The organism is Rhodoferax koreense (assembly GCF_001955695.1).
Classification (GTDB): Bacteria; Pseudomonadota; Gammaproteobacteria; order Burkholderiales; family Burkholderiaceae_C; genus Rhodoferax_B; species Rhodoferax_B koreensis.
This window is the reverse complement of the sequence record NZ_CP019236.1, coordinates 1,818,960-1,830,945: the sequence shown is the minus strand read 5'-3', so window position 1 is coordinate 1,830,945 and position 11,986 is coordinate 1,818,960. Positions and strand designations below refer to the sequence as shown.

The window sequence follows — 11,986 nt, the reverse complement described above, 5'->3', positions numbered from 1 at the left end:
GATCAAGCCATGGTGTCATTCAAGCGCGGGCCAGCAGCGCCAGCAGCGTGGCCTCGAGCTGGGACCAGGGCAGCCACCCGGGGGCGAGTGCGCCGCCGGCGAAGACCGCCAGTTTCGCGCGTGGTGCCGAGCGCTGTGCGTGGCGCAGCAGCGCGCCGAGCAGGTCCCCCGCCAGGCCGGCGTCGACCAGCACCAGGTCCATGGGACCGGTGAGCAGCGTGAGCACCGCATCGGTGGCGCTGGCCACGTCGGTGACCTGGCTGGCGGGCTCAAGGCTGCGGCACAGCCGGCGTACCGTGTCCCGATGCCCGCGCGCGGCGAAGACCGTCAGCACCTTGCGGGGCCTGGTCAAGCCTGCCGTCTGGGCGGGATTCAGTCGGTTGCACACGAGACGCTCCTTCTTTCGACGACGGTGCCGTGCGCCTCGCCGGCCCGTACGGGTTGCGTCGCGGCCGCCTCGCCATCGAACAGATGCGCCCACGGCAGCCGGCCGGCCAACACCTCGTCCATCGCCAACGGCGGCATCGGCCGCGCCAGCAGGAAGCCCTGGCCTTCGTCGCAGCCCATGGCCTTGAGCAATTCGAGCTGCGCCACGGTTTCGATGCCCTCGGCGATGCAGCGCAGGTTGAGGCGGTGCGCCATCTCCACGATCAGCCGAACGATCTCGCAGGCGCTGGTGTCGCTGGCCATGGCCGAGACGAATTGCCGGTCGATCTTCAGGTACTGGATGGGGAAGCGGCGCAGATAGGCCAGCGACGAATAGCCCGTGCCGAAGTCGTCGATGCTCAACGTCACGCCGAGATCGCGGAAGGTGCGCAGCGATTGCATCACCACATCGATGTCGCCGATCAGCAGCGATTCGGTGAGCTCCAGCTCCAGCAGCCCGGCAGGCACGCCATGCCGGTCCATGGCCAGTGCCAGGCGCTGGGTCGGGTTTTCGCGCTGGAACTGCAGCGCCGAGAAATTGACGGCCACCACCGGCGCCGGCAGGCCGTCGTCGCACCACGCGCGGATCTGCGCGAGCGCGGTGTCCATCACGCTGTCGCCGAGTGCCCCGATGAGTCCGCGCCGCTCGGCCAGGGGAATGAATTCCGAAGGCGGCACGGCCGTGCCGTCGGGCAGCACCCAGCGCGCGAGCGCTTCCACACCGGCCAGCCGCCCGGTGGCCAGCGCCACCTTGGGCTGGTAGGCCAGCGTGATCTGTTCCAGCCGAACGGCTTCGCGCAGCGCGATCGCCATGCGCCGCTGGCCGTCCTGGTCTTCGTAGCGCTGCAGCGTGGGCAAGCCGGGGACCGCCTGCTGGCGCGCCACCGAGGCATGCAGCAGCGCCTCGGTTGCCGTGCCGCAGCCGCGCACCAGCGAGGCCAGACCCACGCTGACGGACACGTGCAGGCTTTGCCCGCTTCCGAGGTCGAAGGGCATGGCCATCCTGGCGTAGAGGCGGGCCGCGAAAGGCTGCACCGCATCGATCTCCTCGCCGCCCCGGGTACGGCAACCGGCCAGGGCGATGGCGAATTCATCGGGGCCGACCCGGGCGACCACCGCTGCCCGGCCGTTCGCGGCGGCCACCTCGGTGCAGCGCAGGGCCATCTGGCGCAAGACCGCATCGCCAGACTCCAGGCCATGCAACTCGTTGAGTTCGGTGAAGCCATCGATGTCGAGCGCGAGCACGTGCACCACGCCGTGTCGGCCACACAGCCGGTCGGCCGCGCCCGCAAAGGCCTGCCGGCTCGGAAGGCCGGTCGTGGCGTCGGTGGCGCCGTCGCGGCTTCGGTCCCGGCTGGCCCCGCGCGGCGCCTGCGCGGCATAGGTGCCGAGGTAATAGTCGGGGTTGCCTTCTGTGCCGCGCAACGCAATGATGGAGAGATGTTCCTGGAACAGCCGGCCGTCCTTGCGGCGGTTCCAGATTTCGCCCTGCCAGCGCCCGGTGCGCCGCAACTGCGACCACATGCTGCGGTAGAAACCGGTCCCCTGCAGCCCGGACTTGAGCAGGCTCGGGTTGCGGCCGGCGAGCTCCGCGAATGCGTAGCCGGTAGCCTGCTCGAAGGCGGTATTGACACGCAGGATGTCACCCGTGGCGTTGGTCAACATCATCGGCGCTGGCGATTCCTGCATGGCCTGCAGCATCATGCTGGCGACGTCCCCCAGATTCTCCAGAGGAAGCTGGGGCACGGCGACGGCGCTGGTCTTTTCGTAGGGCATGGCGATTCCTTGCAGAAGACCCGGCGGCAAAGGCTGTGTGCCGGTCGGTCAAATGTAGGAATCGCTGCGCCTGGCGTCTGTGGGGAACTCTCGACTGCCGCTGTCGGGATGGCCGCGACAGATGCACGGCATCGGAAGCAAAAACCGTCAGGAAGCGTCCACGCCAAGCAACTGGTGCCGCATGGCCAGGCGCACCAGCGCCGTGACATTGGCGGTCCCCAGCTTGTTCATGAGGCGGCTGCGGTAGGTGTCGATGGTCTTGGGCGAGAGGTGCAGCTCACGCCCGATGGCCGCGCTGGAAGAGCCCTTCACCACCATCACCACGATCTGACGCTCCCGCGGCGACAGCCCGGCGAACGGATCGGCGTCCGAGTTGCCGGTGAGCGCCTGCACGGCCAGATCGGCCACCTCCTGGCCCAGGTAGCGCCGGCCCTGCAGCACCACCTCGACGGCGCGCAGCATCTCGCTCGACGGGGCGCCCTTGAGCACGTAGCCCACCGCCCCCAGCCGCATGGCCTCGGCCACGTGCTGCGGCTGGGCGGACATGGTGAGCACCACGGTGCGCACGCTCGCGGCACGGCGCTGCAGTTCGACGAGCACTTCGAAGCCCGAGCGCCCCCCCAGGCTCAGGTCGAGCAGCAACACCTGGGGGCCCAGCCGCAGGATCTCGGCCACCGCCACCGTCGGGTCGGCGGTCTCCCCCACCACCTCGTGGCCGGCGATCTGCAACACCGCGCGCAAGCCTTCGCGCACCATGAGGTGGTCGTCCACAAGATAGAGCGTGCTCAAGAGGACTCCTCCCAGTCGAGGCACACCAGGGTGCCGCCGCCGGCGTTCGGTTTGACGGTGAAATGCGCGCCGATGGCCAGCGCCCGCTCGCGCATGCCGACCACGCCCAGATGCCCGGGCCGCGCGTTCTGCGCATTCAGCGGCCAGCCCTGTCCGTCGTCGATGACTTCCACGCGGAACCGCCGCTCGCCACCGGTGAGCACCACGCGCACCAGGCTCGCACGCGCGTGCTGGATTGCGTTGGACGTGGCCTCGCGCGCCACCATGAAGGCGGCGTATTCGATGTCCGCCGGCCAGCGCAGCCGCGCGACCTCGGGTTCGACTTCGAGCAGCAGGTCGACACCGGCGAGCAGGCGGTCGCGCGACTGCAGTTCATTGTCGAGCGCGGCGGCCAGGCCGTGGTCGTCCAGCAACGGCGGACGCAGGTCGACCAGCACCTGGCGCACCTCGCGGATGGCCTGGTCGATGAGCTGGCCCAGCCGCTGGCTGGCCGGGTCGGCGCTCGTCGAACCCGTCGACCGCACCGGGGTGGCGTCGAAGGTGAGACGGATGGCCGTCAAGGTCTGGCCCAGCTGGTCGTGCAGCGCCTGCGCCAGTTGCCGGGTGGTTTCCTTTTCCTGGTGCATGAGCCGCTGGGTCAGGTCGGACAGCTCGCTCTGGTAGCGCAGCAGCGCGGCCTCGGCGCGGGCGCGCTGGGTCACGTCGCGCAGGATGGCCGTGAGCGTGAGCCGACCGTTGACCACGGAGCGCGAGATCGAGGCCTCGAGCTCCAGCTCCTCGCCGTCGGAGCGCACACCCTTGACCCGTCCGGCCCCCATGGCGCGTCGCGTGACCTCGGAGTCGACGAAGCCCTGCAGGTCGCCGCCGTGGCGGTCGCGGTAGCGGCCCGGCATCAGCACGTCCAGCGGCTGGCCCAGCATGCTGGCGGCCGTGCGGCCGAAGATGCGTTCGGCCGCCGGATTGAACAGCACGATCAGTCCGTCCTTGTCGCAGCTGACCACCGCATCGCTGGCCGCATCGATGACGGCCGCCAGGGTCTCCTGCTGCTCGCGCAGGCGCTGCTCGTCGCGCACGCGCTCGGTCACATCGCGCAGAATCACGGTGAACAGCTTGTGGCCGTCCAGATCGACCTGGGAGATCGACGCCTCGATGGGGAATTCCTCGCCGTCGGCCCGCAGGCCGCTGATGGCGCCGATGCGGCCCATCCGGCGCATGGTGACACCGGTGGTGCCGAAGTTCTCGACATAGCTCTCGTGATGGGCGCGGAAGCGTTCCGGCATGAAACGGGTGATGGGTTGTCCGAGCGCCGTGGCGGCGTCGCAGCGGAACATGTGTTCGGCGGCCTTGTTGAACATCACGATGCGCTGCGTGGCATCGATCGTCACGATGCCGTCCATCGCCGACTCGAACAAGGCCTTGAGCCTGGCTTCGCTGTGCGCGAACCCGGACTGGATCTCCTGGGCGGGCGGGGTCTGACCGGGTTTCAAGTTAGGGCACACCTCTGGTTGGAGCAAGGCGGAGGGACGCGGCACAGACCACGCGAGGCGCAGGCCTGGAGCGCCGTGGTTACCAATTGCTTCATTGTAGTGAAGCGAAAAGCAGGGAGGTGGGGAAATATGACCACCGCTCCCGGCATCCGGGGTCGAGAACTCCCTACATCGCCGCCACCGGCGCGTGCCTAAAGTCGGCGCACCGGGCAAAGGCTCCCGCCCCAGGGCGCCAACCATGCCGGCCAATTGGAAAAACCATGCAAAACAACCTTCCCATCACACAGCAGGAATACGATTTCCCGGATGCGGACGCGCTGGTCTCGACCACCGACACCCGGGGCTTCATCACCCACTGCAACCATGCCTTCGTCGCCACCTCCGGTTATGCCTACGAGGAATTGATCGGCCAGCCGCACAACCTGATCCGGCACCCCGACATGCCGGAGGCCGCTTTCAAGGACATGTGGCGCACCATCGGCCGCGGCAGCCCATGGACCGGTTTCGTGAAGAACCGCCGCAAGAACGGCGACCACTACTGGGTGCTGGCCAACGTGACGCCCATCCTCGAGAACGGCAAGCCCTGCGGCTACATGTCGGTGCGCATCAAGCCGAGCCGCGCGCAGGTGCATGCGGCCGAGGCGCTGTATGCCCGGCTCGCCCGGCAGGCCAAGGCAGGCGGGCATGCACTGTCCCTGGAGGCCGGGCAGGTGCGTCAGCGCGGCCTTGCGGGCTGGTCTGCACGGCTGCACCAGGCGTCGCTGACGGCCCGCATGGGCGTGGCGCTGGCGTTGGTCGGCGGCGCATCCCTGTTGCCCGACCTGATGCAGTGGTCGGGCCCGACGGCCGCGCTGGCACGGTTGGGTATCCTGGCCCTCGGCCTCGGCGCGGCGTTTGCGTGGTTCCATCTGCGCCAAGGCGAGGCCCTGAAGGAAGCCGTGCGGTTCGCCGGCGAGCTCTCGGGCTGCAACCTGCTGGGCGAGCCACGGCTGGACTTCCCGGAGCCGATGGGCACGCTGATGCGCCGGCTCAACCAGATCCAGATCAACCTGCGTGCCGTCGTCGGCGATGTGCGCAAGGAGATCGCCGGCTTCACCGCCTCGGCCCGCGAGATCGCGCAGGGCAGCCTCGACCTGGCCGGCCGCACCGAATCGCAAGCCAGCAGCCTGGAGCAGACGGCGGCCTCGATGGAAGAACTCTCCGGCACCGTGCGCCAGACGGCGGACACGGCCGCGCAGATGGCCAGCCGCAGCGACAGCAGCCGCGAGGTCGCCAGCCGCGGCGAGCAGGCGGTGCGGGACGCGCGCGAAGCGATGGACGCCATCGAACAGTCGTCGAGCAAGATCGGCAGCATCACTTCGGTGATCCAGGGCATTGCCTTCCAGACCAACATCCTGGCGCTGAACGCGGCCGTGGAGGCGGCGCGCGCCGGCGAAAGCGGCCGCGGCTTCGCCGTGGTGGCGGCCGAGGTTCGGGCGCTGGCGCAACGCAGCGCGAGCGCGGCCAAGGAGATCCAGCAACTCACCGCCGAGGCCGCGCAGCGCATCGCCCAGGGCACGGAACGCATCCATGGCGCCGGCACGACGCTGGCCGAGGTGATGAACTCGGTGCGCGACGTGTCGGCGATGGTGCACCAGATCACCGGGGCCACCCAGGAGCAGTCGCTCGGCATCGCGCAGGTGAACCAGGCCGTGGCGCAGCTGGACACCGTGACGCAGCAGAATGCCGCACTGGTGGAGGAGTCCGCCGCTTCGGCGGGCGCACTGGGTCAGAGCGCCGAGACGCTGCAGCGCGCGGTCGGTGTGTTCCAGATGCGGGAGGGCACGCCCATCCGCGCAGCATCGGGCCCGCAGGTCACCGGAATGCGTCCGGCCATCCCGGCCCATCCCCGAGCCCGGGCCCATGCGGGCGCGGGCGCCGCGACGCCCCAGGTCGTCGCGCACAGGAAGACCCAGCCGCTGCGCATCGGCCGCGCCCGCTGAGTCGCCGGCTGGCGCGCGACCGGCCGGGCGATGTCAGGGCCGCACCAGCGAAAGCAGCAGGCCGCGCAGCCGCGCCCAGTCGCCTTCGGCCTCGCGCCAATCGGCCTCGGCCGCCGCCAACTCGAGCCGGCGCGCGCAGTCGCTGGCCTGGGTCATGCCCAGGGACAGCAGCACGGATTTGAGCGTGTGGTTGACGCGACGGAAAGCGGCGGCATCCCGTGCGGCAAGCGCCGTATCGCCGGACTCCATGTCCACGGGAAACTGCGCCAGGCAACTTTCGCGAAACGATGTGAACAGGGCCAGGTTGCCAGCGAAATACCGGGCCACGGCAGCCGCCTCGTCGTTCACCCATGCATCCGCCCCGTCGCCCGGCGGGGACCCGGCGGAGGCCTCCTCGACGGGCAGGCGCAGCCCTTCCTGCACGCAGTCGCGCACCGCCTGCACCGACACCGGCTTGTGCATTTGCCGCCAGGCGCCCAGCGCGGCCAGTTCACCCTGCACCTGGGCCGTGATCCCAGCGCTGCAGACCGCCAGCCGGGCGCCGGCCCGCAGCCGGGGCGTCTGCTGCAGTCTTTGCAGCAGGACCAGGCCGGATTCGCCGGGCAGCATCAAGTCGGTGATGATCAGTTGCGACGGCTCGGCCTCCAGCGCCACGATGGCCTCCGCCACGGTGGCGCAGACGCGCAGGGTGATGCCGAGATCCTCCGTCGCCAGTCGAAAAAACCGCACGAGCGCCGGATCGTCTTCGACCAGCAGCACGCCAGCGGCATTGGCCATCAGGCGACCGCCGTGGCGGTGGCACCGGCAGGCGCCGCCAGCAGCGCCGGCAGCTCGGCGACCAGGGCCGTCTTGTGCACCACGGGCACGCCCTCCAGCGCGAATGCATAGGGCCCGCGCTGCGATTCGTCGAGCGAGGTCACCACGATGAGCCGGCTGCTGGCGAATTGCGGATGGGAGCGCAGCGTGGCGATCAGTGTGGCCCCGTCAATGCCAGGCAGCAGGATGTCCACCAGCATCACGTCGGGCTGGAACTGGCCGTACATGGCCAGGCCGATGATGCCGTCGCCGGCCGTGCGCAGTTCCGCATCGGGGAAATGCTGTTTCACCAGCAAGGCCACAAGGTTCTGGAAATGCACCGAATCCTCGATCAGCAGGATCTTCATGGGCCGCGCATCGCCTGGGTCGGCTCCAGGCTGAGCGGGCCGGTCGGTGGCGCGCCGGTTGCGGGGGGCCGTGACGGCGGCCGTGGCGGTGGACAGCCGCGCGGCTTCCCAGCGCTCCACGGACTTGCGCGAGATGCGGCGGTGGCCGCCATGGGTCTTCCAGGCCTCGAACTCCCCTCGGTCCACCATCTGCTGGATGGAGCGAACGGCCAGGCCGAGCCGCTTGGCGACATCACGGGTGGTGTAGTCGTCCGAGAAGCTTTCGTCGGGCTTGGGATGGGTGGCTTTCATGCTGTGCTATTTTCATCGATTTTAAAATGGACGGTCAGCCTCCCGTCAGGAATTGATAAATCTGGTGCGAGCAGTCCCGCCTCATTCACCCAACGGCAACTCCAGGCAGAAGCTGCTGCCGCAGCCGTAGGTGCTCTCGAGCGTCAGCCGCCCACCGAGCTTTTCGGCCAGGCTGCGGCTCAGATGCAGGCCCAGGCCCGTGCCTTCCGGCTGCGGGCGGTCGGGATCGACCACGCGGGCGAAGGCCTTGAACAGGCGCGCCTGGTCGGCTTCGCGGATGCCGGGCCCGGTGTCGGTCACGACGAACAACGCACGGCCGCCCGTGCCATCACGCTCGACCTGCAGGCGGGCAGCCACCTGGCCGGCGGGTGTGAACTTGATGCCGTTGCCCACCAGGTTGATCAGGATCTGCGTCAGCGCGCGCCGATCGGTGCGCAGCACCACGGGCTCGGCCGGCAGGGTCACCTCGAGCGCCAGGCCGGCTTTCTCTGCCTGCGCGCGCAGCAGGGCCGCCACTTCCTCCACCACCGCACCGGCATCGACCGGCTCCGGCCGCACGTCGATCTGGCCCGCGTCGAGCTTGGCCACCTGCAGCAGGTCGTTGATGAGCGACAGCAGGTGCCGGCCACTGCTCTGCACCGTGCGCAGCTGTTTCTCCTGCTCCGGCAGCAGCGGGCCGGGCAGGCGCATCAGCAAGGTGCCGGTGAAGCCGATGATGGCGTTGAGCGGCGTGCGCAGCTCATGGCTCATGCTGGCCAGGAACAGATCCTTGGCCCGGCTGGCCTTTTCGAGCTCCACATTCTTTTCCTGCAGCACGCGCTCCAGTTCGCGGCGCTCGCTCATGTCGCGGGTGAACTTGACGAAGCCCCGCAGCTTGCCGTCGCCGTCGCGCAGCGCGGTGATCACCACATTGGCCCAGAAAGGCGTGCCGTCCTTGCGCAGGCGCCAGCCCTCGTCTTCAAAGCGTCCCTCGGCCGCCACGGCCTCCAGTTCGCGCTCGGGCTTGTGCTGCGCCACATCGGCCTCGGGATAGAAGCGCGAGAAATGCTGGCCGATGATTTCGGCCTCCCGGTAACCCTTGATGGCCTGAGCGCCCGCATTCCAACTGGTGATGTGGCCGCCGGTATCGAGCATGATGATCGCGTAGTCCTTGACACCGGCCACCACGGTCTTGAACCGCTCCTGGTTTTCATGCAAGGCTTTCACGGATTCAATCATGGAAGCCACCAGGGGTTTCATCTTCGAGCGCAGCAGCCAGGTGCCGGCGCCGACCAGCAGCAGCAAGGCAGCGCCGCACAGCCACAATTGCTCGCGGATCGGCGTGAAGATTTCCACCGTATCGATCTTGACCGCCAGCCCAAGCCCGGACTCGCCCACCGGGCCAAAGGCCACGATCACGTTGTGATCGCGGTAATCGCGGGTGATCGTGACACCACTCTCACCCTGCAGCGCAAGGGTCATCGCGCGCGGCTTGCCGTCCGCGCCCAGCAAGCTGACGTTATAGGCACGCGGATTGGCGCGCTGTGGAAAGCAGTCCAGTTGCTCGGTGCCGAGCACGCAGAGGCCGATTTCGGTGGAAGAGCCCAGCCGCGCAGGATCCAGCGCCAGCCTGGTCAGCACGGGAAGTGCCTGCTCGACCAGGACGCTGCCCACGGCCCCTGCCGCATCCGCCACCGCCAGGCGGCTGCGCAGCACGAAACCCTCGCTCCACAGGAGTTCGGCCGTGCCGCCCGTGCCGAGTGGCACACGCATGGCCGGCGCATCGGCGAACACGCCCCCACTGGCAACGCGTCTGCCATCCAGACCGCGGTATTCGATCGCGCTGAAACCCTGCGTCAGGAAGCCGTCGATGACGGCCTGCACGTTGGCGAGCTGGCCGGGGTCGCCATTGCCCGCCTGGATGCGGCGCAGGTTGCCGATCAGCGCCGGCCGGGTTGCGGTGAACCTGGCCATGTTCTCACGCAGCGATAGAAAGTCCGTGAACATCGCGGTGCGGTTGGTCAACTCCGCACGCACGCTTTCTCCGAAAAGCATCTGCACCCGGCCCTGCAGGATGGCGAAACACGACACCCCGGCGATGAGGGCGATGGCCGACAAAATCGCGGCGCTGGTCGCGGTGATGCGGTCCACCTCCGACACCGCGAGCACCGGCTCCCATCCCAGGCCCGTCCACGTGGCATGCATGCCGATGGCCAGCACCACCAGCCCGGCGGCACTGGGCAGCGCCAGGTCCGACAGCCAGTAGTCGTAGAAAAGCAGACGGGCATCGACCAGGAATCCGACCAGGCCCAGCACGCCGGACAAGCCGACCCACAAGGTCAACATCTTGACCATCGTGCGCGACCTGAGGCTCGCATCGTCCCTGGCCAGCAGAAAGGTCGCGCCGGCGGCGACGAAGGCCACCAGCGACGCCCACGACATGCGGCCCGGCTGACCGGTCTGCATGTCGGCCCACCGGTGCAGATTCGGCCAGTTCAAGCCGTGACCGGCACCGAGACCAGTCAAACTGGCCAGACCGATCGTCAAGGGCGCGATGAGGATCGCCCAACAAACCATGCGCCGGACCAGGGCGCCATGCGCTACGGCACCAGCGGGCAGCAACAGGGCCACGCCGCACAGGATGAACAGGGTGGCGGCGTTCACCACCATCCGGGTCTCGCCGAGCCAGAGCCGCGTCAAGCCCTCGTGGTGCAGCCACCAGCCGAGCAGCGCCGAGCCCCCGAGCAGCACCAATGCGACGCCGCAGGCGGTCGACTGCCAAGCACGCCGTGATCGATTACGCATATTCGGCAAATTCGTGGCCTCAATTGATATTTACAAATTGTATTTGATAAAAATGATATTTAAAATTTCTAGATCGGCCATGCTTTCCGACAGGCCCTGTTTCCCAACCCATCTTTCCCATGAAAAAAGTTCTCATCATCGAAGACCATGCCGACATTCGCAAACTGCTCCGCATGACGCTGGAATTCGAAGACTATGACATCTACGAGGCGACGGACGGCGATACCGGGTTGGTGATGGCGCGCGACCTCCGACCCGACGTCATGCTGGTGGACGTGATGATGCCCGGCCTGCTCAACGGTCTGGACGTCTGCCGCGCCACCAAGCGCGACAGCGCCCTGCGCGGCACGAGCGTCGTGATGCTGACCGCGCGCGGCCAGAGCAGCGACCGCGAAGCCGGGATGGCGGCCGGTGCGGACGACTACCTCATCAAGCCTTTCAGCACGCTGCAGGTCCTCGAGACGCTGCGCCGCATCGAGGACCAGGCCTGATGAAAGCCACAACCACGGAGACGGACGAGCTGTTCACCGCGTGCAAGTTCGACGAAGCCGCCGCGCGTCAGATGGAACAGTTCATCGCCGATTTCGGCCAGATGTACCGGGAGCGCAACCAGGCCTTGCGGGAGGTCGCGCTGGCCCACCATCAGGCACTGCTGCAGTTGGCGGTGGCCGCCGACTTCAGGGACGACGACACCGGCGTACACATCGTGCGCATCGGGTTCCTGGCCGAAGCGCTGGCTCTCAAGCTGGGCCAGTCTCTGAGTTTTGCGCGCATGCTGCGCAAGGCCGCGCCCATGCACGACATCGGCAAGATCGGCACACCGGACTGCGTGCTGAAGAAGCCCGGATCGCTGTCGGCCGAAGAGCGCTCCGAGATGAATCGCCACCCCGTCATCGGCGCAGAAATACTCGGGCGCTCCCGCATTGCCCTGTTCCAGCTGGCGGCCGAAGTGGCACTCACGCACCATGAACGTTTCGACGGGCGCGGCTACCCGGCCGGGCTGGTCGGCCACGCCATTCCCCTGTCCGGCCGAATCACCAGCGTGGTCGACTTCTACGACGCGCTCACCATGGACAGGTGCTACCGGCCCGCGTTCAACTGCGCAACCGCCCTCGAGATGTTGCAGGCTGAGCGCGGCGGCGCCTTCGACCCGGAGATCGTGGACACCTTCGTGGCCCATGCCGCAGAACTCGAAGAGGTGCGGCGCACCATCGACAGGAAGAAGCTGACGTTCCAGGCCCTGATCGACGCCAACTGAACCGGTGCCGCCCACCCGGTCGGTGCCCCA

10 protein-coding genes are annotated in these 11,986 nt (G+C 68.2%); 3 read left to right on the top strand and 7 right to left on the bottom strand.

Annotated elements, in window-relative coordinates; all coding sequences use genetic code 11:
* Positions 1 to 19 precede the first annotated feature (19 nt).
* From RD110_RS08625 to RD110_RS08610, 4 genes are all read right to left on the bottom strand, one after another.
* Positions 20 to 352, bottom strand: a complete 333-nt coding sequence (locus tag RD110_RS08625; RefSeq protein ID WP_076198577.1) for a hypothetical protein — start codon at positions 350 to 352, stop codon at positions 20 to 22.
* Between the two features lie 20 nt (positions 353 to 372).
* Positions 373 to 2,202: a putative bifunctional diguanylate cyclase/phosphodiesterase gene (locus tag RD110_RS08620; protein ID WP_076198575.1), complete on the bottom strand. Its 1,830-nt coding sequence runs from the start codon at positions 2,200 to 2,202 to the stop codon at positions 373 to 375.
* Between the two features lie 147 nt (positions 2,203 to 2,349).
* Positions 2,350 to 2,991, bottom strand: a complete 642-nt coding sequence (locus RD110_RS08615) for a response regulator (protein ID WP_076198573.1) — start codon at positions 2,989 to 2,991, stop codon at positions 2,350 to 2,352.
* Positions 2,988 to 4,478: a PAS domain-containing sensor histidine kinase gene (locus RD110_RS08610; RefSeq protein WP_076198571.1), complete on the bottom strand. Its 1,491-nt coding sequence runs from the start codon at positions 4,476 to 4,478 to the stop codon at positions 2,988 to 2,990. The genes RD110_RS08615 and RD110_RS08610 overlap by 4 nt, the downstream gene beginning before the upstream one ends.
* Before the next feature lie 260 nt (positions 4,479 to 4,738).
* On the opposite strand from RD110_RS08610, the gene RD110_RS08605 reads away from it, so the two are divergent.
* Positions 4,739 to 6,460: a methyl-accepting chemotaxis protein gene (locus RD110_RS08605; RefSeq protein WP_076198569.1), complete on the top strand. Its 1,722-nt coding sequence runs from the start codon at positions 4,739 to 4,741 to the stop codon at positions 6,458 to 6,460.
* 33 nt (positions 6,461 to 6,493) lie between these two features.
* On the opposite strand, the gene RD110_RS08600 is transcribed toward RD110_RS08605, so the two are convergent.
* From RD110_RS08600 to RD110_RS08590, 3 genes are all read right to left on the bottom strand, one after another.
* Entirely contained in the window at positions 6,494 to 7,237 is a 744-nt protein-coding gene (locus RD110_RS08600; protein ID WP_076198567.1) for a response regulator, read from the bottom strand.
* Entirely contained in the window at positions 7,237 to 7,914 is a 678-nt protein-coding gene (locus tag RD110_RS08595; protein ID WP_076198565.1) for a helix-turn-helix domain-containing protein, read from the bottom strand. Before RD110_RS08595 ends, RD110_RS08600 begins: the two co-directional genes overlap by 1 nt.
* Before the next feature lie 81 nt (positions 7,915 to 7,995).
* A complete protein-coding gene (locus RD110_RS08590; protein WP_083686161.1) occupies positions 7,996 to 10,698 on the bottom strand; it encodes an ATP-binding protein in 2,703 nt (900 codons plus the stop codon).
* 119 nt (positions 10,699 to 10,817) lie between these two features.
* Here RD110_RS08590 and RD110_RS08585 point away from each other — a divergent pair, with 119 nt between their 5' ends.
* A complete protein-coding gene (locus RD110_RS08585; protein ID WP_076198561.1) occupies positions 10,818 to 11,189 on the top strand; it encodes a response regulator transcription factor in 372 nt (123 codons plus the stop codon).
* On the top strand, positions 11,189 to 11,956 hold the full coding sequence (locus RD110_RS08580; protein ID WP_076198559.1) for an HD-GYP domain-containing protein: 768 nt from the start codon (positions 11,189 to 11,191) through the stop codon (positions 11,954 to 11,956). The genes RD110_RS08585 and RD110_RS08580 overlap by 1 nt, the downstream gene beginning before the upstream one ends.
* Positions 11,957 to 11,986: the final 30 nt, after the last annotated feature.

Coding starts and splice junctions, on each gene's coding strand:
- RD110_RS08585 (WP_076198561.1), top strand. CDS start 10,818: ATGAAAAAAGTTCTCATCATCGAAGACCATGCCGACATTCGCAAACTG.
- RD110_RS08590 (WP_083686161.1), bottom strand. CDS start 10,698: ATGCGTAATCGATCACGGCGTGCTTGGCAGTCGACCGCCTGCGGCGTC.
- RD110_RS08580 (WP_076198559.1), top strand. CDS start 11,189: ATGAAAGCCACAACCACGGAGACGGACGAGCTGTTCACCGCGTGCAAG.
- RD110_RS08595 (WP_076198565.1), bottom strand. CDS start 7,914: ATGAAAGCCACCCATCCCAAGCCCGACGAAAGCTTCTCGGACGACTAC.
- RD110_RS08600 (WP_076198567.1), bottom strand. CDS start 7,237: ATGGCCAATGCCGCTGGCGTGCTGCTGGTCGAAGACGATCCGGCGCTC.
- RD110_RS08620 (WP_076198575.1), bottom strand. CDS start 2,202: ATGCCCTACGAAAAGACCAGCGCCGTCGCCGTGCCCCAGCTTCCTCTG.
- RD110_RS08605 (WP_076198569.1), top strand. CDS start 4,739: ATGCAAAACAACCTTCCCATCACACAGCAGGAATACGATTTCCCGGAT.